This is a genomic window from Neoroseomonas eburnea, assembly GCF_018129005.1.
Lineage (GTDB): Bacteria > Pseudomonadota > Alphaproteobacteria > Acetobacterales > Acetobacteraceae > Neoroseomonas > Neoroseomonas eburnea.
The window spans coordinates 134,184-151,951 of sequence record NZ_JAAEDL010000001.1; the positions used below are offsets into that span (position 1 = coordinate 134,184).

Here is a 17,768-nt window from a genome sequence, read left to right on the forward strand (position 1 = left end):
GCCTTGTGCTGCTACCGAATCATCCTGCCTGATTCCGCTTGTGCGCCGCGAGGGCCATCAGCCGCCGGTCGCGCCAGGCGCTGCGTTCGGCGATCGCATCCCGCGCCAGCAGGCCGCGGCGCGCCGCATCCACGCGGCCGACCGTCTCCGCGTCATAGAGGAAGGGCGCCTGTTCCTCCGTGATGCCGCCCATCAGCGGGCCGAAGCGGGCCGCATAGTCGGCGACGCCGCCGGGCGCGTTGAGGTCGATGGTCTCGAACGGCCCCATGAAGGACCAGCGCAGGCCGAGGCCCTCCTTCACGCAGGCATCGACATCCTCGACGCTCATCACCCCGTCGCGCACCAGGCGGAAGGCTTCCGCCACCAGCGCCGCCTGCAGGCGGTTCAGCACGAAGCCGCGGGTCTCCTTCATCGCGGTCACCGGCACCTGGCCGACCTTGGCCATCAGCGCGCGGGTCCGCGCGACGACTGCCGCATCGGTCCACGGCGCGCCGACCAGCTCGACCAGCGGCACGAGATAGGGCGGGTTCACCGGATGCGCGACGAGGCAGCGCGCCCGCCCCGCCAGACCCTCCGTGAACGCGCTCGCCGGAATGCCGGAGGTGGAGGAGGCGAGCACCACCTCCCGCCCGCACAGCGCATCGAGCTTCGCGAAGGTCTCGCGCTTCACCTCGACGCGTTCCGGGCCGTTCTCCTGCACATGCTCCGCGCCGGCGAGGCAATCCTCCAGCGTCGCCGCCACCGCGACGCGCGCGGCGACGGCCTCGGGCGCCTCGACGATCAGCCCGACGGCGTGCAGGTCGGCAAGCCGCGCCCGCACCACCCCCATCGCGGCATCGGAGGCGCCGTGCGCCGGGTCCCAGATCCGCACCGGGTGCCCCGCCCGCGCGAACACCATCGCCCAGGCGCTGCCGATCAGCCCCGCGCCCACCACCGCAATCCGTTCCATGCGACCGTCCTTCCCTGGCCGTGCGCCTTGAAGGCGCGCTCGCCTTGGGCGATCTAAGGCTCCGTGAGCGATCCAAGCAACGCACCCCATGTCGCGCCGCCGACCGCGCCACCGCCGCTCGGCACGCGCATGCTCGGCTTCTTCCTGCTGGCAGGGACGATGTGGGTGGCGGGGCTGCTCGCCCTGTTCCGCGCCGTCTTTGCGCTGGTGCCGACATGATCTCGGCCTTCTGGCGACGCTGGCTGCTGCCCTTCACCGTGCTGCCGCTGCTGCCGGCCACGCTGGTGAACCTGTTCGCGGGGCGGGAGGTCGCGCTCGCCGGCTGCCTGCTCGGCATCGCCCTGCCCATGCTCGCCACCTGGCTGATGCGGCGCGGCCGGGCAGGGGATGCGCAGCTCGCCGCGGCGACGATGGGCGCGGCGGCGGCGCTCGTCGCCTTCCTCGGCGCCGAGGCCGGCCCGGTCGCCGCCCTGCTGCTCGGTGCCGGCGCCTGGGGCGGCACGCGGCTGCTCTACACCGGCGTCGCCGAGGCCCCGGCGCCACCGCCCCCTGCCGAACCCGCCCCGCCCGGCCCGCTCGACGACGCACGCGCGCGGCTGCTGCGGGTGACCGAGACCGCTCGCCGCGTCTCCGAACCCCGCCTCGTGCCGGTCGCGGTCGCGATCGGCGCCGTGCTCGACGAGTTCGAACGCCGCCCGGGGCGGCTCGAGGAAGCCCGCCGCTTCCTCGGCGTGAACCTCGACGGGCTGGAACGCATCGCCGCGCGGCTCGCCGCCGGCGCCGAGCCGCCGCCCGGCCTGCCCGCGCTGCTGGCGGAACTCGAGGCCGGCGCCCGCGGCCTGCGCGATCGCCTGCGCGAGGAGGAAAGCGCCGCGCTGGAAGTCCAGGTGAAGGTGCTGGGCGATCGGCTGCGGCGCGAGGGCTACGGCTAAGAGGCCGTCCGCGAAGTCCGGCACCGGCCCGCACCCCCCCCACCCAAGCCGGCCAGCCCGTCAGTATCCTGGAATGGGTGGCCGGGTGGGGGGCGGGCCGGTGCCGGACCCGGAAACGCGCCGCGATGCGCGTTTCCGAACGGGCGCCAAGCAAGCCCCCGTTTGATCGGCGTCATGGAACTCGCCTTCAATTGCGAGGTAAAAGAATACGCTTAGATAAAATATTTGGGGAGGCAACAATGCTGCGTCGCTTCGTCCTGGCCGCCGTGCTCGCCGCTGCCGCGTGCGCGCCGGCCCAACCGCCACCCACCATGCCGAGTGCGGCAATGCCCACGGCGGTCACCACCGATCCGATCACGCAGGCCCGCCAGGGTGCGGCCAGCTTCTTCCGCGCACCGCAGGCCGGGCAGCCTGCCCAGGCCGCGCGCGCGATCGCCAACATGGAGTATCTGGCGGAGGCGGTGCCGGCCGATCCTGTCTGGCAGACGGCGAGGTCCAGTTCCCTCGTCGGGCTTGCCCAGGCCAAGAACGAGGGGCGCCGTGCCCTCGGCATTCCGGCCTCGGCCCCGTCGCAGGCGGTGATCGACGGGCTTCTCGCCGCCGCAACCGCGCTCGAGGCGAATGATCGCGCCGGCGTCGCCCGCGCGCTGCCGAGCAACGTCTTCACCGCCGGGCCGGACCAGACCGTCCGTCGCCTCTCGCAGCCGCCGCGGATCCCAAGTGCGAGCGGCGCGCTTGCTGCTCTCTCCCTGGGCCCTGGGGGGCGTTAGATCGGATCCCGATCGGGTGGATTCACCTGGTCGGGTGGAGTTGCTCGCGAGGAGGAGACGCCGGCGTGGTTGCCGTGAGCCAGGGCGCGCCGAAAGCGCTCTGGCGTGCTGTCCGCTTCCCTCGCCGGATCTCCGGTGGAGGAAGCGGACCGACCGGTCGCCGGACCAATGGCCAATGGCCTGGGCACGACGTCCGCAGGATTTTCGAACCAGGACAGGACAGCGGTGCCCGGTGGCACGGATTCGGATCACCGGGCGGAGAGGCTTGAGCCATCGAGGTGTTGGAGCGGCTTCCGGCAGCCGGTGCGAAGGATGAGGGCTCCGGCAAGGCCGCCGCGCGAGGTGCTCCGGTTCGCGCCGGGCGGCGTCGGCATGGCTCGACGGCCCTGAACCGCAGCGGTCGGCATCATCCCATCCTCGCGCAGCCGTCGAGCTTCGGGCGTGCCCACTTCGTGGGAACGCGATCCGGCGGGACTGAACTCCGCCATATCCGCGCCCGCTTCGCGAAGGAGGCTCGCCGCGATGAAGCGCCTTCTGCCGATCCTCGCCCTGCCGCTCGCCGGATGCGTCGTCGTGCAGCCGACACCGGTCCCCATTCCCGTGACACCGGTCTGCGAGGACCCCGCCGCCGGCGCAGCCTATGGCGCCGCCATCGGGGCCGGGATCGGCGCACTCGCCGGATCGGCCAGCGCCGATGCCGGACGGGGGGCGCTGATCGGGGCAGGGGTGGGGGCGCTCGCGGGGATGGCGATCGGGACGCAGCCTTGCGATGGGAAGTGACGACAGGGGCTCCGCCCCTGGACCCCGCCAGGAAACCCGGCTTCCTGGACCTTCGGGAACCGCGCGCCGGAAAGGGGGCATACGGGGATTGCTGACGACCATCGCCGTACTGGCCGCGATACCGCTGCTCCTGGTCGGAGCGCTCTGGGCCGGGCAGGAGCGCATGATCTTCCTGCCCGACACGCGTGCGATCGCCGCGCCGCCCGGATGGACACGGGAAACGCTGCGGACCGAGGACGGGCTGAACCTCGCCTTCCTGGTCGCCGAGGCACCGCCAGGCGCCCCCGTGCTGCTGCACTTCCACGGGAATGGCGGCAATGCCGAGGACCGCACGGGGCTCGGGTCGCTTCTCCGCCGCGCCGGCTATGGCGTTGTTCTTGCGGAATACCGCGGCTACGGGGGCAACCCGGGCAGGCCAGGAGAGGAGGCCATCGCCCGCGACGCGAGGTCCTATTTGGCCTGGACGCGGGCGCGCTTCGCCGGCAGCCCCGTCGCCCTGTGGGGCGAGAGCCTCGGCAGCGCCGTCGCGACGCGCCTCGCCGAGAACCAGGCCGGCATCGCGGCCCTGGTGCTCGAAAGCCCCTTCACCTCGGTCGCCGACATGGCACGCGGCATCTACCCCGTCCTGCCCACCGATTGGCTGCTGCGCCACCGCTTCGAGAGCCTGTCGCGCCTGCACGGGATCGCGGCACCGGTGCTGGTGGTGGCGAGCGAGCAGGACCGCATCACCCCGGCGGAGCACGCGCGGCGCATGGCGGAAGGTGCCAGGAACGGGGCATTGGTGATGCTGCCGGGCGAAGCGCACCCAACCGTGCTGAACGACGCGAGCGGGGAGGGGATGCGCGCCGCGCTCGACTTCCTGCGGCGGTGAGAAAGGCCCCCGGGGGTGCCGCCCCCGGACCCTGCCAGGAAACTCCGATCTCCGGACCTTCGGGGCGTGAGGCGGCGGCGCTTCGCTGCGCGGGGATGCCGATGGTGCCGCGGCACACCGGCCGGATGCGGGGAATTCTCCATCGTCGAGGGGATCGCCGCTCTGGGTCCGGACAGCCACGATGGCCGGGCGTCCCGCGTGCTGGTACAAGAGGCCGGCGTTGTTGTTCCTGTCCCTTCGCCGTGCGGAAGGACGAAGTTGCCGCAGCGAATCCCGGCTCCCGCACTGCGGATGAGATGACAAGGCATTCGGATTTCGAGATCTTCCTTGCGACGGCGCCGGGCCTGGAAGCCGCGTTGTGCGAGGAGGTGCGCGCCAAGGCATTCAAGCGGCCACGGCCCGTTCCCGGGGGCGTCGTCACCAGGGGTGGCTGGCCGGAGGTCTGGCGTGCGAACCTCTGGATCCGCGGCGCCGGTCGGGTCCTGGCGCGCATCGACGCCTTCCACGTCGTTCATCTCGCGCAACTCGACGGCCGCGCGCGCCGCGTGCCCTGGGCAAGCGTGCTGCGCCCCGACGTGCCGTTCCGGGTCGAGGCGTCCTGCGCGGGTTCGCGCATCTATCACAGCGGCGCCGCGGCCCAGCGGATCGAGACGGCCATCCGGCAGACGCTCGGCGCCCCCCATGCGCCGGATGCCGACATCGTCGTGATGGCACGCATCGAGCGTGACCTTTGCACCATCAGCGTCGACACCTCGGGCGAGCCTCTGCACAAGCGCGGCTACAAGGAGGCCGTCAATGCGGCGCCGATGCGCGAGACCATGGCGTCGCTCTTCCTTCGGCAATGCGGCTATGACGGCACCGAACCCGTGGTCGATCCGATGTGCGGGTCCGGCACCTTCGTCATCGAGGCCGCGGAGATCGCGGCGCGGCTCAATCCCGGCCGTTCCCGCCATTTCGCCTTCGAGAGGCTGGCGACCTTCGACGCGGCGGCCTGGCAGCGCATGCGCGAAACCAGGAGCGGCCGCACGCCGGCGGCCCGCTTCCTCGGCAGCGATCGCGACGCCGGGGCGATTGCCATGAGCCGCGCCAATGCCGAGCGCGCCGGCGTCGCCGACATCGCCGAATTCCGGCAGGCCACGATCAGCGAAGTCCACCCGCCGCCGGGCCCGCCGGGGCTGGTCATCGTCAATCCACCCTATGGCGGTCGCCTGGGGGATAAGAACAGCCTGCTCCCGCTTTACCGGGCGCTCGGGCAGACGCTGTCGAGCCGTTTCAAGGGCTGGCGCGTCGGGCTCATCACCAGCGAGCCCCGGCTCGCGCATGCGACGGGATTGCCGTTCCTGCCGCACGGGGCGCCGGTTCCGCATGGAGGACTGCGCGTGTTCCTGTTCCGGACCGGCGCTCTCGCCTGATCCCCCGATGCGGCGCGGTGGCACCCGGCGCGCCCTTGACCGCGCCCGCCCCCCTTGGTCCGATGCCGGGCACAAGTCGCTACCCAACCGGAGGAATCGCCATGCGCGCCTGGGCCGTCATCGAGACCGGGAAGCCGCTCAAGGAAATCGAACTGCCGACGCCGGAGCCCACCGGCAAGCAGGTGCTGCTCGAGATCACCCATGCCGGCGTCTGCCATTCCGACCTGCACATCTGGGAAGGCGAATACGACCTCGGCTCGCGCGGCAAGATGAAGCTGGCCGATCGCGGCGTCGTCCTGCCGCTGGCCATGGGGCACGAGATCGTCGGCAGGGTGCTGAAATGGGGCCCGGAGGCGAATGCCGCCGGCCTCAAGGTCGGCGACCACATGATCGTCTTCCCCTGGGTGGGCTGCGGGAAGTGCGACAAGTGCCTGGCCGACGAGGACAACATGTGCCTCACGCCGCGCTCGCTCGGCGTCTATCAGCATGGCGGCTACGCGACGCATGTGCTGGCGCCGGAACCGCGCCACCTGGTGCCGGTCGGCAAGCTCGATCCCTCGCTGGCGGCGACCTATGCCTGCTCGGGCATCACGGTGTTCAGCGCCATCAACAAGGTCATGCCGATGCCGGCGGATGATCCGATCGTGCTGGTCGGCGCCGGCGGCCTCGGGCTGAATGCCATCGCGGTGCTCAAGGCGAAGGGCCATCGCCGCATCGTGGTGGTCGATGTCAGCCAGGCGAAGCTCGACGCCGCGAAGGCGGAAGGCGCGACCGACACCGTGCTCGCCGACGGCCCCGACACGGCCAAGCGCATCATCGAGACCGCCGGCGGCCCGGTCGGTGCGATCGTCGACCTGGTGAACGGCACGGACACCGCGCGCTTCGCCTTCGACGCGCTGCGCAAGGGCGGCAAGCTGGTGCAGGTCGGCCTCTTCGGCGGCGAGATGAACATCCCGCTGCCCCTGATGCCGATCCGTGCCCTGACCGTGCAGGGTTCCTATGTCGGCAACGTGAAGGAGCTGCGGGAACTCGTCGCCATCGCCCAATCCGGCAGGATGCCGGCGATCCCCATCACCAACATGCCGCTGAACCAGGCCGATGCCGCCCTCAACCGCCTGAAGGAAGGCAAGGTCGTCGGCCGCATCGTCCTGACCGCTTCCGCTGCCTGACGCGACCGCGCCCGGCCATCGGCCGGGCGCCCTCCCAAAGACGGGAGGGGGATTCGGGGGAGGTTCTCCTCCCCCGACCTCATTGCCTCGGATACGCCCGGCCCGTCACCGGATCCTTCTGCGGGTCCTGCACCGCAGCGATGGTGCGTTCGGCGCGCAGCCTTTCCTCCGGCGCGCCGTGCAACTGGTCCGGCGGTGCCGAGCCCTCCGGATAGGCCCCTACCACCAGAAGATCCGCGCTCGCCCCGAGATTCCGGTGCCCGGTCCCTGCCGGCAGCACGACAACGTCGCCGGCGCCCAGTTCGAGCACCACGCCGCCATCCCCGCCGAGCTGCACGCGTGCCTCGCCGCGGACGACGGCGAGCGCCTCATGTGCGTTCGAGTGGTAGTGATGCCAGGCGTGGATGCCGTTCCGCCAGGCCGGCCGCCAGCCATGGCTCTGGAACAGCGCCTCGGCGGCGGAGGGATCGCCCGGGGGCACCGCCGCGCGGTGCAGCACCACCGGCAGGCGCGGGTTGTTCGGAATGTCGTGCCCGGCCGGGAGGAAGAGCATCTCCGCCCCGTCCTTGCGGTGTTCGTGCATCGCGCCCCTTCCTTGTCGCGTGGAATTCGCTTCTCCATGATGGCGCGGAGGACAGAAGGGCTCCACCATGACCGACATCGCCCCGCTCAGGGACTTCATCCGCGCCATGACCCGGCTCGCGGACGAGGGTGCCTCGGAAACGCGCTGGCTGACCGAGGGAGCGGCATTGCTGCGCCGGCTGATCGCCAATGACGCCTGGTTGCCGGAGGACTGCGCCCAGGCCGGTCCGCGCTATCGCCAGTACCTGCTGCATTGCGACCCGCTCGAGCGCTTCTGCGTCGTCTCCTTCGTCTGGGGGCCCGGCCAGAAGACGCCGGTGCACAACCACACCGTCTGGGGCCTGGTGGGTATGCTGCGCGGCGAGGAGATCTCCACCGCCATGCACCCCGGCGCGCCGATGACGATGGGCGAGGTGGATCGTCTGCGGCCGGGGGAGGTGGTGGCGGTCAGCCCCAACCTCCAGGACATCCACGTGGTGGAGAACGCGATCCCCGACGCCGCGAGCATCAGCATCCACGTCTATGGCGGGAACATCGGCGCCATTGCGCGCAGCGTCTTCGACCCGGCGACGGGTGCGCAGAAGCGCTTCGTCTCGGGCTACGACAACGCCGTGGTGCCGAACCTCTGGGACCGCAGCCAGGAAGTCCGCGCCGCCTGACCTGCGCAACGAAAAGGGCCGCCCCGGCGACGGAGCGGCCCCTGTTTCCGTGACGGCCCGGCAGGGGCTCAGCGCCGCGTCGAGCGTGCCGGCGCCTGGGCCACTTCCTCGAGCCCGAGGCTCGCGGCCTGTGCCGCATTCACCCGCAGCGGGCTGCGGCCGGCCAGCATGGTGCCGCCGGTCGTGTCGGGCCGGTTGTAGATGAAGCCCTGGACGGCATAGGTGCGCCCGTAGTTCTCGTTGCTGTGGCCGACCTGCACGCGCACCTGGGTCCAGTCGTTGTTCGGGGAGGCATCGATGACCGACACCCCGCGCATGATGCTGCCGCGGCGGATGCCCGGGCCGCCCCAGTTGGCGTGGTGGATCAGCACCTCGCGGGAGGAGATGACGCGCTCCACCACCGCGACGTGGCCGGCGCGCATGCCGCCCGACCCCGGGAAGGCCATGATGGAGCCGATCTCCGGCCGGTTGCCGCGCGCATAGAGACCAGCGGCGTTGTACCACCACTGTCCGCCATTGCCGCTGATGGCCATCCCGGTCGCCTGCCGGGCATAGGGCACGCAGGAGATGCCGGCCGAATAGCCACCTCCGCTGCGGGCGGCGGCGCGGCGGCCGTTGCGTGCCGCCGCACCGGAGCGGTCGGCCGAGGCCGTACGCACCCCGGCATTGTGGCCGCGCTGGCTGGACCCGCGGGCGGTCGCGTTGGCGGCGCTGCGCGTCGTGGGGCGGGCCGCGCCTTGCGCAGCGGAGGGGGCAGGTGCTGCCGCGGCCCGGGTTGCCGGCTTACCCTGTCGCCCATCGGTTGTTCTTGCGGCAGCGTCCTGCGCCAGCAGGCTGAAGCCACCGAACAGGATCGCCAAGGCGATCGCCGCGCCCTTTGCCCTCATGTGCCCCCTGTGCCCCCAATTCTACCCACGGGCGTTTGTGCGCCCGATCACATGAGTCGGGGTAACAAGGCGGCTCCGCGGCTGGCAACCCGGGCAACTGTTACCGGGCGAAACCTGGTGTGATTCCCGTGAATACGGATCGGAATGCGGCGAAGATTAGGAACTTGATCGTATGAATACGGCTAGATTGGGGCGTGGCAACAGTGTGTTGGCCGAAAAGCAACAGCGCCCGGCATGAGATGCCAGGCGCTGCCGCATTGAGTCGAAGACATCATTCCTGCGCGGTGCCGCACCGCGGAAGGCAGCGTCAGCGGCAGGCGGTGACCATGATCTCCACCAGGTGGCGCGGGTCGGCCATGTTGGCCTCCACGCAGGCACGGCACGGGGCCTGCCCGGCCGGCAGCCAGGCGGTCCACAGTTCGTTCATCGCGCCGCGGTCGCGGATGTCCTTCAGCCAGATCTGGGCGGTCAGCAGCCGGGTATTGTCGGTGCCGTTGGCTTCGAGCGCCGCGTCGATCTTGGCCAGGACCTCAGCGGTCTGGCCCTTGATGTCCTTGGAGAGGTCGTCGGCGGTGATGCCCGCAAGGTAGACGAAATTGTGGTACTCGACGGAGGTCGAGAGGATTTGGTTGGTGCCCTGGCGGGTAATCTTGCTCATGCCGGCCGCTCCTTCGCGATGGTGCGCATGTCGCGCGCGGCGCTTCTAGAACACATTTATTGGGCCCTCAAACGCCGGGCGGGCCGCATCCGCGGCCCTTGGCTTCGCGCGCCCTTGTTGCTCCGGGGGTTGCTGACGGTCGCGCGCCGTCGCGCTTCGCGCTCCCGGCCCGAGGCAGGGCCTCGGGCTGATGGACCCAGGGGGGGCGGGCGCGTCGACTTCAGCCGCGGAGCTTGCCGCGAAGCAGGTCCGCGCAGTGCGGGCAGAGGCCCGCTTCGGCCGGGTCACCCCCGTCGATCAGCAGGCGTGTCTTCGCCTCCGCGCAGGCCTCGGCGGGCGCACCGGGCCGGCAGGCTTCGAGGGCCGCGGGGCCGGCGGACTTCGCTGCCGCGCCGCGCAGGGCGCCGGCGAAGAGCAGCACGGGTAGGGCGGTGGCGGTGAGGCGGCGGCGGGTTGTCATGCGCGCATCATGCACCGTCGGCGGGTCAGGCCGCAGGAAACGCTTCAGGGCGGTGCCGCGTGCCGCCGGCCGCACAGCGGGCAGCGGTCCCAGGCCGGCGGCGGCAGGTCGCGCCGGACCGCCTCGCAACTGATGAAGCGGCCGCCCGGGTCGCCGCAATGGCGGGTTTGCTCCGCCGCGGCACGCGCGGCGGGAAGGACGAACGGCATGGCAATGAGCAGGGCGCGGCGCGGCGGCATCGCAGGCTCCATCATGTCCGGCACGATCATGCCGCCGTCGCACCCCTCACGCCACGCGATAGGTGCTGCCTGAAGCGGCTGCGCCGATCATGGCCTCATAGACCGCGACGCCGTGGATCGCGTCCTCCGGCGGCAGAGGATAGGCCGGCCCGCCGGCGACGGCGGCTGCGAAGGCCGCGAGCTCCGCGTGCTCGATGTCGGTGACGGGGAAGACACGCTCCTCGGGCGTGCCGTCGCGCCGGCAGGTGATCAGTGATTCATGCCCGTGCAGCACCGCCCAGGCATCGGTGCCGAACAGCCCGACGCGCCAGAAGCGCGGCGCCAGCGCGAGGGTGGCGAAATTCGCCGTCGCACCGCTCTCGAAGCGGAACAGCCCGGCCGTGGTGTCGTCCAGCCCGTTGTCGAGCACGCGTGCGTGGGATCGCACCGTCACCTCCGCGATGCGGCCGGCGAGGTTGATGAACATGTCCACCATGTGGATGCCCATGCCGCCCATGCCGCCGAGCGGGCTCTCGGCGCGATTGGCGCGCCACATGCCGGGTTTGTAGCCGAGCGCCCCCGGCCCGCTGAACTGCCCTTCCACGTGCAGCAGCGTGCCGAGCCGGCCATCGGCGAGCATCGCCTTCATCTCCGCGACGGCCGGCAGGAAACGGCGGTTGTGCCCGAGCGCCATCACCACCCCGGCCCGGCGACACGCGGCGACGGCGGCCTCGGCGGAGGCCTTGGTCATGGTGAAGGGCTTCTCGACGAAGACATGCTTGCCGGCGGCCGCGGCGGCGATCACCTGCTCGGCGTGCAGGCCGTGGGGGGAGGCGATGGCGACCGCCTGCACCTCGGGGTCGGCGAGCACCGCGGCGAAGTCCGGCAGGATGCGCACGCCCTGCCTGGCCGCCCATTCCGCCGCGCGCTCCGGCCGGCCGGTGCAGCCGGCGACGAAGCGGATGCCCGCACCGTTCCTGCCCTGCACGCTGTCGACCAGCGTCTGGCCCCACTTGCCCATGCCGATGATGGCGGCCTGCAGCATGAGTCGAATCCTTTCCTGTCCACGGGCGCACGTCGCGCGGCGCTGCTTCCTAGGGCAGAAGCCGATCGGGCGGAATTGTCCGGTCGGGTGAAGATGCGCGTCAAATCAAAGGGCTGGGGCGGTTGCCGTGAGCCGATGTGAACGGAAGCCACTCCAGGGCGCCCCCCAGGGCAAGGCGAGAGCCGCCGCAGAGGCCCTGTTCAGGCCGTGGCCGCCGGCACGGTCATCGCCTCGATCCTGTTGCCGTCGAGGTCGCGGATGAAGGCTGCGAAGTACTCCACCATCGTCGCCTGGCGCAGCCCGGGCGCGCCGTCATCTGCGCCCCCCTTCGCCACGGCGCGCCGGTGGAATTCGGTGACGGCGTCCGTGCTGCGCGCACGCAGGCAGACATGGGCGCCGGTATCGGGCGCCGCCCGCGGCGAATCGGGGCGGGCATTGAGCCAGAACTCCGGGTACTTCAGGCCGAACCCCACGCAGCCGGGGCGCTCCGCCAGGCGCCGGTAGCCGAGCGGCTCAAGCACCTCCTCGTAGAAGGCCACGCTGGCGACGAGGTCGCGCACCTGGATCGAGACATGGTCGATCATGGCTTCTCCTTCCCGTTCTCGTGCGCGCTCCGGCGCGATGCGCCGCCGATGCCGGGCGCGCCGCGTCAGCGCCCCGCGGCGCCGCCCTCCAACTCCGGCGCCATGCGCGGCAGCCGCGCCAGACCCCAGCCGACGGCCAGCAACGACAGCGCCACCGCCACCAGTGTCGGCCAGCGCAGCCCGAAAATCTCTCCCGCCGCGCCGAGCAGCAACGCGCCGAGCGCAGGGCAGGCGCGCGTGATCAGCCCCCAGAGGCTCAGCACCCGACCGCGCATGGCGGGGTCCGAGGCGTTCTGCGCCACGGTCTGCACGCTGATGCCGTGCACCGACCCGGCCGCGCCCATGAAGGCGGCGCAGAGCACGCCCAGGGGAAACCAGCCGGTCGCGACGAAGCCCGCGGTGGCGAACGCCAGCGCCGCCACGCCAAGCACCGCAAGCCGCGTCGTCCCGGCCATCCGTCCTCGCGCCGCGACGGCGAGGCCCGCGACCAGCGCGCCGACGCCGAAGGAGGCGGTCAGCACGGCGAGCGCCCCCGCCCCCAGGCCGAAGGTGCGCTCGACGTAGGGCGGCAGGATCTCCTGCACGCCGCGCAGCAGCAGCGCGGCCACGGCGGCGAAGGTCAGGATCGGCCCGAGGCCGGGATGGCGGGCGGCATAGCGGATTCCGTCCAGCGTCTCGCCGAGCAGGCTCGCCGTCGCCGCATGGCCGCGCCGCGCCGCGGCTTCGACGCGCAGCATCGGCGTCGTCGCGGTGGCGACGAGGTAGGCGAGGGCGTTCATCGCGATCGCCGGCCATACCCCGGCCACGGCGATCAGCGGCCCCGCCAGCGCCGGCCCGATGAAGCGCGCCACGTTGAAGGTCAGGGAATTCAGCGCGACCGCCGCCGGCAGGTCGGCGCGCGGCACCAGCCCCGGCATCAGCGACTGCCGCGCGGGCTGCGCGAAGGAGGCGGCGGTGCCGCCCACCACCTCCAGCACCAGCAACAGGCCGATCGTCATCCATCCGGTCGCGACGAGGATGGCGATCAGCGCCGCGTTCAGCCCGATCGCGGCCTGGCTCAGCATGGTCAGGCGGAGCCGGTCGGCACGGTCGGCGACCGCCCCGGCGATCGGGCTGACGACGACCGCCGGGGCGAGGTCGCAGAAGGCGACGAAGCCGACCCAGAGGGCGCTGCCCGTCAGTTCCCAGGCGAGCCAGGACACCGCGATGCGGTGCATCCACAGGCCCGTCCAGGCGGTCAGCGAGGCGCCGAAGAAGATCCGTGCGTTGCGATGCGACAACGCGCGGCTGAGCGTGCCGAAGGTCGCCATGGCGCGGCGGGCCGCGCCGTCAGTTCCTCCGCCCGCGCGGCGCGGCGGCCGGGGTGCGGTCCGTCGGCTGCGGGCCGGCGGTATTGGCGCGGATGCAGTCGCGGATCAGCTCCTCGCGCAGCACGCGGCGGTTGAAGGCATCCGACTGCACGCGCAGCGAGGGGATGGTGTTGGTCTGGTCGGTCTGGCCGATGTCGCGGTCGAGCCGGGCTTCCTGGCCCCGCTCGCGGAAGTTCACCGCGCGCTCGGCCTCGGCTTCGCAGGCGTTGCGCAGGGCCGTGTCCTGCCCGGCCCCGGCGGTCGCGGAGCTGAGGGAACGCGGCGCATCCGCGGTGGCGCAGGCGCCCAGCAGCAGCGCGGCGAGGAGCGGCAGCGAGGACGCCAGGCGGATCATGCAGGTACTCCGGAAGGAATCGGTCGCGACAATAGCCGCCGAAGGTCCCTTTCGTCGAACCTGGCTGCCGCGTCCAGGGGCATCGCCGCGGCGGCGCGCAGCAGGGCCGGGTGCAGTTCGATCCCCTCCGCCGTCAGGCTGTAGAGCCCGGCGAGCCAGCGCGCCCGCGTCATCACCTCGACCAGCGCGAGCAGCCGCAGGCAGAGCGACAGGCCGGAGAGGGTGCCGAGGTCGTGCCTGGCGTCCACCGCCTCGGCCCAGCAGGCGGCGTCGGCATCGGCGAGCAGCAGTTCCTGCGGCGAGCCATCCCGGCGCTGGAAGAGCAGCCGGCGGGGCGCGCCCCAGCGCTCGGCGGCTGCGGCGGCGCGGGCCTGCTCCCAGGCGGCTTCCAGGTCGCGCGGGGCGACGGCCGGCAGGGCCTCGGGGGGCATCGGAATGGCATAGGCGAGCACCCCGTCCGGGCTGCGCGCGACCCGGATGGGGACTGGCATGGCGGTGATATGGCGCCGCGGGGCGCGCGCCGCCAGGGCGGCGACTTGACCGTCCGCACGGCCGGCGCAGTCTTCGCGCATGACCGAGACCGCCGACCTCACCGCCACTGCCGCCCTCGCCGCAATCCGGGGCGGGCGCCTTTCCGCCGCCGGGCTGATGGAGGCCTGCCTCGACCGCATCGCTACGCGGGAGCCGCTGATCCGGGCTTTCGCCTGGCTGGACCCGGCGGCGGCGCGGCGCTCCGCGGCCGCGCTGGGGCAGGGGGCGCTCACCGGGATTCCGATTGGTATCAAGGATGTGCTCGACACGGCTGAAATGCCGTCGCAATACGGTTCGCCCGCCTGGGCGGGGCACCGGCCGCGCTCGGACGCCGCCTGTGTCGCAGCCGCGCGCGCCGCCGGCGCGGTGGTGATCGGCAAGACGGTGACGACGGAATTCGCCACCCGCCACCCCGGCCCGACCGCCAACCCGGCCAATCCGCGGCATACGCCGGGCGGGTCGTCCTCCGGCTCGGCGGCAGGCGTTGCGGCTGGGTTCTTCCCGATCGCCTTCGGCACCCAGACTGCCGGCAGCATCGTGCGCCCGGCCGCCTTCTGCGGCGTGGTCGGCTTCAAGCCCACCTACGGCACGCTGCACCGGGGCGGGATGAAGGTGATGAGCGAGAGCCTCGACACCATCGGCGTCATGGCGCGCAGCGTCGGGGACTGCGCCCTCACCATGGCGGCTGTGACCGGCCAGGATTTCGGCCAGCCGGAGGCAAAGATGGCGCGCGCGCCGCGGCTCGCGCTGGTCATGGGGCCGTCCTCACTGGAAGCGGCGCCGGAGACGCTGGCGCTGATGGAGCGCGCCGCCGAGGCCTGCCGCCGCGCCGGGGCGACGGTGACGCCGGTCACCCTGCCCGCCGTCTTCGAGGCCGCCTACGCCGCACACCCCTATGTGATGAACATGGAATCGGCCGAGGCGCTGGGCTGGGAACTCGCCCATGCCCGCGCGCAGATCTCCGGGGTGCTGCGGGAGCGGATGGACTGGGGCCGTGCGCAACCGCGGGCCAGGCTGATCGAGGGGCGCGCCGCCTTCGCCGCGGCCCGCGCCGCCTTCCCCGCCGCGATCGAAGGCTTCGACGCGGTGCTCTGCCCCGCCGCGCCGGGCGAGGCGCCGGAGGGCCTCGGCTGGACCGGCGATCCCGCCTTCAACACGCTCTGGACCCTGTTGCACGGGCCCTGCCTCACCGTGCCGGCGGGCACCGGGCCGCGCGGCTTGCCGCTCGGCGTGCAGGTGGCGGGGCGAATCGGCGATGATGCGGCGGTGCTGGCCTGGGGCGAATGGGTGCGCGCGGCGCTGGCTTGATGCGCCCGGGGCGCGGGGCTGGCCGCGGGTCCGCTGTCCCGGCCGGCTGGTGGATGTTCCGGCGCGGGGGCTGCGCCGTTTCACGGTGCGGCGGGACATTCCCCGGTATGGCGGCCCGCACCCAACCCGTGGCAAGGGACTTCGCATGACGACCGCCGCACCCGCCGCCGAACTGCGTTTCCCGGACTTCCTCTGCATCGGCGCGCAGAAGGCGGGCACGAGCTGGCTCCATGCCAACCTGCGGCGCCACCCGGGCGTCTGGATGCCCTGGATCAAGGAGCTGCAGTACTTCAACGACGTCCACCTGCCGGGGCATCGCGGCTGGACCGCGAGGCACCGGACGACCCATGCGGACGCGGCGGCGCGCCGCCTCGTCAGGGAAGCGGGGGAAGGGCCGCTGGACCTCGCCGCCCTGCATCGGATCACCTCCATCGCCATCGAGCCGCTGTCCGACGAATGGTATGGGGGCATCTTCGCCCATGCGCAGCCGGACCAGATCTGCGGCGAGGTGACGCCGGCCTACGGGCTGCTGCCCCGGGCGGGCATCGAGCATGTGAGGCGCCTCAACCCCCGCATGAAGGTGATCCTGCTGCTGCGCGATCCGGTCGCGCGCTGCTGGTCGCAGCTTCGCATGCTGGGGCGCGGGCAGGAGGATTTCGACTACATGGCGGCCGCCTCGCAGCCCGAGGTGCTGGCGCGCGCCGACTATCCGCGCATCGTCGAGGGCTGGAGCGCCGTCTTCGGCCGCGAGAACATGCTGATCCGCAAGATCGAGGACATCTCGGGCGATGTCGAAGGGTTCCTGCGCGAGCTGGCGGGCTTCCTCGGCGTGCCTTGGCATGAGGCGCTCGGCCGCAACGCGGGCGTGCCGGTCTTCGTTGGCCCGGAGGTCTCCCTGCCCGGCACGGTGGCGGTGCGCTTGCGGGAGAAGCTGGCCCCCATCTATGACCGCATGGGCGGCTATGAGGCCTATCATGCCTGATGCCGTCCGCGCGGGGCCATCCTGCCGGCCCTGCGCGCCGTCCCGCCCCGCGCCGCGCCGACCACGTCATCGGCAGGGTGCGGCGCCGGCGTCGCGGCACCGGGCAGGTCAGCGCCGGCCGGCCGAGCCGTCGAGCGTCGCCCGCAGCAGCGGGTCCATCCGCCCGGCGCGGCACGAGGCCGCGGCGCGGGTGACGAAATCGCCCGGCGGCATCGGGCTGCGGCGGCTCCGCCAGCCCGCGGCATAGGCGGCGAGATCGGCCTCCAGCAGGCCCGGCTCGTCGAGGAACCGCTCCTCCGGCACAGCTTCGATGAAGCCTTCCTCCGCCAGGTGGACGAGGAAGTCGCGCGGTTCGACGCCGGTGATGGCGTTCGCCCGCGGGTGCGTGGCGTCGAGCGTGCCGATGATGAAGTGCGGCCGGAACTGCGCGAGCCGCCGCACCTTTGTCGCGAGGCAATGGCCCGCCATGCCGCTGCCTGGGCGCCGGACCAGCACCGCCACCTCGGCGCGGATCGGCGGCAGCACGTCGAAGAGGTGCATCGCGCTGCCCTCCGACATCACGATCCGGTCGGCCGCGGCCAGCGCCGCGATCTGCTCGGCGAGCGAATGCGCCTCCGGGCGGAAGATGCGGTAGCCCTGGGTGGCGAGGAAGGATTCGATCCACGCCTCGCCGACGCAGCGGCCCGTCTGGAGATGGCCGCGCATGATCGCGAGACGGCTCGCCCCTCCGGAGGGCGCGAGCAGCGCCGGCGGCAGCATGCCGCCCAGCACCGCGCCGTACTCCGCGCTGGTCGCCGTGCCGAGCACCCTGCCGGGCTCGCCGACCACCACCTCCTCGAGGCGCATCGGGCGGTCGACCAGCAGGGGTGGCCGCGCGCCGACCAGCCGGAGCCACTCCGCGAGGAATCCCGGGATCCCGGCGCCCTGTTGCCGCGTCGCGACCAGCAGGGGCACGAGGTCCGGATCGTCGCGCAGCACCCAGAGCCGGTGCACGAACTCGCCGAGCATGTGCCCGAAATGCGCCAGGCAGGGGCCGGCGAAGGCGTAGCGGCCGCGAACCTCCTCGAAGGCGACGCCGGCGGGGACGCTCTCCGGACCGCGCGCCCAGATGCGGCCGGCGCGGGCGGGCATGTGGACCCAGCCCGGCGCGGCGGCGGGAAAGACCGGGCCACCCTCCAGCCGCCCGTCGGGCTCCGAGGGCTGCCAGCGCAGATAGGGCATGACGTGAAGGTCGTCGAAGGCTGTCGCCCGAAGCCCGGACCCCGAA

22 protein-coding genes are annotated in these 17,768 nt (G+C 72.5%); 10 read left to right on the plus strand and 12 right to left on the minus strand.

The window, feature by feature from the left end:
- Window positions 1-19: 19 nt before the first annotated feature.
- Complete coding sequence (locus GXW74_RS00645) at window positions 20-949, minus strand: 3-hydroxyacyl-CoA dehydrogenase (RefSeq protein WP_211844336.1); 930 nt, start codon at window positions 947-949, stop codon at window positions 20-22.
- Window positions 950-1,012: 63 nt separating this feature from the next.
- Between GXW74_RS00645 and GXW74_RS00650 the strand changes: the two genes are divergently transcribed.
- The 7 genes from GXW74_RS00650 to GXW74_RS00680 all read left to right on the plus strand — a co-directional run bounded on the left by GXW74_RS00650 (window position 1,013) and on the right by GXW74_RS00680 (window position 6,883).
- Window positions 1,013-1,168, plus strand: coding sequence for a hypothetical protein (locus tag GXW74_RS00650; protein ID WP_211844337.1), 156 nt, complete (start codon window positions 1,013-1,015; stop codon window positions 1,166-1,168).
- Window positions 1,165-1,881 carry a hypothetical protein gene (locus GXW74_RS00655; RefSeq protein ID WP_211844338.1) on the plus strand — a complete coding sequence of 239 codons (717 nt, stop codon included), beginning with the start codon at window positions 1,165-1,167 and terminating at the stop codon, window positions 1,879-1,881. The genes GXW74_RS00650 and GXW74_RS00655 overlap by 4 nt, the downstream gene beginning before the upstream one ends.
- A 239-nt stretch (window positions 1,882-2,120) precedes the next feature.
- Window positions 2,121-2,651: a hypothetical protein gene (locus tag GXW74_RS00660; RefSeq protein WP_211844339.1), complete on the plus strand. Its 531-nt coding sequence runs from the start codon at window positions 2,121-2,123 to the stop codon at window positions 2,649-2,651.
- Between the two features lie 522 nt (window positions 2,652-3,173).
- A complete protein-coding gene (locus GXW74_RS00665) occupies window positions 3,174-3,431 on the plus strand; it encodes a YMGG-like glycine zipper-containing protein (RefSeq protein WP_211844340.1) in 258 nt (85 codons plus the stop codon).
- A gap of 88 nt (window positions 3,432-3,519) precedes the next feature.
- Window positions 3,520-4,302, plus strand: a complete 783-nt coding sequence (locus GXW74_RS00670) for an alpha/beta hydrolase (RefSeq protein WP_211844341.1) — start codon at window positions 3,520-3,522, stop codon at window positions 4,300-4,302.
- Between the two features lie 296 nt (window positions 4,303-4,598).
- Window positions 4,599-5,714, plus strand: coding sequence for a THUMP domain-containing class I SAM-dependent RNA methyltransferase (locus tag GXW74_RS00675; RefSeq protein ID WP_211844342.1), 1,116 nt, complete (start codon window positions 4,599-4,601; stop codon window positions 5,712-5,714).
- A 101-nt stretch (window positions 5,715-5,815) separates the two neighbouring features.
- Entirely contained in the window at window positions 5,816-6,883 is a 1,068-nt protein-coding gene (locus GXW74_RS00680) for an alcohol dehydrogenase (RefSeq protein ID WP_211844343.1), read from the plus strand.
- A gap of 79 nt (window positions 6,884-6,962) precedes the next feature.
- Here the strand turns inward: GXW74_RS00680 and GXW74_RS00685 are convergent, their stop codons facing one another.
- Window positions 6,963-7,466, minus strand: coding sequence for a cupin domain-containing protein (locus GXW74_RS00685; protein ID WP_211844344.1), 504 nt, complete (start codon window positions 7,464-7,466; stop codon window positions 6,963-6,965).
- 67 nt (window positions 7,467-7,533) lie between these two features.
- Here GXW74_RS00685 and GXW74_RS00690 point away from each other — a divergent pair, with 67 nt between their 5' ends.
- Complete coding sequence (locus GXW74_RS00690) at window positions 7,534-8,124, plus strand: cysteine dioxygenase family protein (RefSeq protein WP_211844345.1); 591 nt, start codon at window positions 7,534-7,536, stop codon at window positions 8,122-8,124.
- A 68-nt stretch (window positions 8,125-8,192) separates the two neighbouring features.
- Here GXW74_RS00690 and GXW74_RS00695 read toward each other — a convergent pair whose 3' ends face one another.
- From GXW74_RS00695 to GXW74_RS00735, 9 genes are all read right to left on the minus strand, one after another.
- Complete coding sequence (locus GXW74_RS00695) at window positions 8,193-9,011, minus strand: CHAP domain-containing protein (RefSeq protein WP_211844346.1); 819 nt, start codon at window positions 9,009-9,011, stop codon at window positions 8,193-8,195.
- A 307-nt stretch (window positions 9,012-9,318) separates the two neighbouring features.
- Window positions 9,319-9,669, minus strand: a complete 351-nt coding sequence (locus GXW74_RS00700) for a RidA family protein (protein WP_211844347.1) — start codon at window positions 9,667-9,669, stop codon at window positions 9,319-9,321.
- 220 nt (window positions 9,670-9,889) lie between these two features.
- Complete coding sequence (locus GXW74_RS00705; RefSeq protein ID WP_211844348.1) at window positions 9,890-10,129, minus strand: hypothetical protein; 240 nt, start codon at window positions 10,127-10,129, stop codon at window positions 9,890-9,892.
- Window positions 10,130-10,173: 44 nt separating this feature from the next.
- Entirely contained in the window at window positions 10,174-10,398 is a 225-nt protein-coding gene (locus GXW74_RS00710) for a hypothetical protein (protein ID WP_211844349.1), read from the minus strand.
- Window positions 10,399-10,414: 16 nt separating this feature from the next.
- Window positions 10,415-11,392: a Gfo/Idh/MocA family protein gene (locus tag GXW74_RS00715; RefSeq protein WP_211844350.1), complete on the minus strand. Its 978-nt coding sequence runs from the start codon at window positions 11,390-11,392 to the stop codon at window positions 10,415-10,417.
- 200 nt (window positions 11,393-11,592) lie between these two features.
- A complete protein-coding gene (locus tag GXW74_RS00720; RefSeq protein ID WP_211844351.1) occupies window positions 11,593-11,976 on the minus strand; it encodes a VOC family protein in 384 nt (127 codons plus the stop codon).
- A 65-nt stretch (window positions 11,977-12,041) separates the two neighbouring features.
- Window positions 12,042-13,286: an MFS transporter gene (locus tag GXW74_RS00725; protein ID WP_211844352.1), complete on the minus strand. Its 1,245-nt coding sequence runs from the start codon at window positions 13,284-13,286 to the stop codon at window positions 12,042-12,044.
- A 19-nt stretch (window positions 13,287-13,305) separates the two neighbouring features.
- The gene (locus GXW74_RS00730; protein WP_211844353.1) at window positions 13,306-13,680 is read right to left on the minus strand and encodes a hypothetical protein; all 375 of its coding nucleotides are present in this window, start codon (window positions 13,678-13,680) and stop codon (window positions 13,306-13,308) included.
- Window positions 13,677-14,171: a hypothetical protein gene (locus GXW74_RS00735; RefSeq protein ID WP_246522706.1), complete on the minus strand. Its 495-nt coding sequence runs from the start codon at window positions 14,169-14,171 to the stop codon at window positions 13,677-13,679. The genes GXW74_RS00730 and GXW74_RS00735 overlap by 4 nt, the downstream gene beginning before the upstream one ends.
- 79 nt (window positions 14,172-14,250) lie before the next feature.
- On the opposite strand from GXW74_RS00735, the gene GXW74_RS00740 reads away from it, so the two are divergent.
- A complete protein-coding gene (locus GXW74_RS00740; protein ID WP_211844354.1) occupies window positions 14,251-15,519 on the plus strand; it encodes an amidase in 1,269 nt (422 codons plus the stop codon).
- A gap of 145 nt (window positions 15,520-15,664) precedes the next feature.
- The gene (locus tag GXW74_RS00745) at window positions 15,665-16,501 is read left to right on the plus strand and encodes a sulfotransferase (protein ID WP_211844355.1); all 837 of its coding nucleotides are present in this window, start codon (window positions 15,665-15,667) and stop codon (window positions 16,499-16,501) included.
- A 108-nt stretch (window positions 16,502-16,609) separates the two neighbouring features.
- Here the strand turns inward: GXW74_RS00745 and GXW74_RS00750 are convergent, their stop codons facing one another.
- Entirely contained in the window at window positions 16,610-17,722 is a 1,113-nt protein-coding gene (locus GXW74_RS00750) for a glycosyltransferase 61 family protein (protein ID WP_211844356.1), read from the minus strand.
- Window positions 17,723-17,768: the final 46 nt, after the last annotated feature.

What these genes read in the sequence shown, in the direction of transcription:
- GXW74_RS00645 (WP_211844336.1), bottom strand. Translation starts at nt 949, where the DNA reads ATGGAACGGATTGCGGTGGTGGGCGCGGGGCTGATCGGCAGCGCCTGG.
- GXW74_RS00655 (WP_211844338.1), top strand. Translation starts at nt 1,165, where the DNA reads ATGATCTCGGCCTTCTGGCGACGCTGGCTGCTGCCCTTCACCGTGCTG.
- GXW74_RS00660 (WP_211844339.1), top strand. Translation starts at nt 2,121, where the DNA reads ATGCTGCGTCGCTTCGTCCTGGCCGCCGTGCTCGCCGCTGCCGCGTGC.
- GXW74_RS00665 (WP_211844340.1), top strand. Translation starts at nt 3,174, where the DNA reads ATGAAGCGCCTTCTGCCGATCCTCGCCCTGCCGCTCGCCGGATGCGTC.
- GXW74_RS00675 (WP_211844342.1), top strand. Translation starts at nt 4,599, where the DNA reads ATGACAAGGCATTCGGATTTCGAGATCTTCCTTGCGACGGCGCCGGGC.
- GXW74_RS00680 (WP_211844343.1), top strand. Translation starts at nt 5,816, where the DNA reads ATGCGCGCCTGGGCCGTCATCGAGACCGGGAAGCCGCTCAAGGAAATC.
- GXW74_RS00685 (WP_211844344.1), bottom strand. Translation starts at nt 7,466, where the DNA reads ATGCACGAACACCGCAAGGACGGGGCGGAGATGCTCTTCCTCCCGGCC.
- GXW74_RS00690 (WP_211844345.1), top strand. Translation starts at nt 7,534, where the DNA reads ATGACCGACATCGCCCCGCTCAGGGACTTCATCCGCGCCATGACCCGG.
- GXW74_RS00695 (WP_211844346.1), bottom strand. Translation starts at nt 9,011, where the DNA reads ATGAGGGCAAAGGGCGCGGCGATCGCCTTGGCGATCCTGTTCGGTGGC.
- GXW74_RS00700 (WP_211844347.1), bottom strand. Translation starts at nt 9,669, where the DNA reads ATGAGCAAGATTACCCGCCAGGGCACCAACCAAATCCTCTCGACCTCC.
- GXW74_RS00705 (WP_211844348.1), bottom strand. Translation starts at nt 10,129, where the DNA reads ATGACAACCCGCCGCCGCCTCACCGCCACCGCCCTACCCGTGCTGCTC.
- GXW74_RS00710 (WP_211844349.1), bottom strand. Translation starts at nt 10,398, where the DNA reads ATGATCGTGCCGGACATGATGGAGCCTGCGATGCCGCCGCGCCGCGCC.
- GXW74_RS00715 (WP_211844350.1), bottom strand. Translation starts at nt 11,392, where the DNA reads ATGCTGCAGGCCGCCATCATCGGCATGGGCAAGTGGGGCCAGACGCTG.
- GXW74_RS00720 (WP_211844351.1), bottom strand. Translation starts at nt 11,976, where the DNA reads ATGATCGACCATGTCTCGATCCAGGTGCGCGACCTCGTCGCCAGCGTG.
- GXW74_RS00725 (WP_211844352.1), bottom strand. Translation starts at nt 13,286, where the DNA reads ATGGCGACCTTCGGCACGCTCAGCCGCGCGTTGTCGCATCGCAACGCA.
- GXW74_RS00730 (WP_211844353.1), bottom strand. Translation starts at nt 13,680, where the DNA reads ATGATCCGCCTGGCGTCCTCGCTGCCGCTCCTCGCCGCGCTGCTGCTG.
- GXW74_RS00735 (WP_246522706.1), bottom strand. Translation starts at nt 14,171, where the DNA reads ATGCCAGTCCCCATCCGGGTCGCGCGCAGCCCGGACGGGGTGCTCGCC.
- GXW74_RS00740 (WP_211844354.1), top strand. Translation starts at nt 14,251, where the DNA reads ATGACCGAGACCGCCGACCTCACCGCCACTGCCGCCCTCGCCGCAATC.
- GXW74_RS00745 (WP_211844355.1), top strand. Translation starts at nt 15,665, where the DNA reads ATGACGACCGCCGCACCCGCCGCCGAACTGCGTTTCCCGGACTTCCTC.
- GXW74_RS00750 (WP_211844356.1), bottom strand. Translation starts at nt 17,722, where the DNA reads ATGCCCTATCTGCGCTGGCAGCCCTCGGAGCCCGACGGGCGGCTGGAG.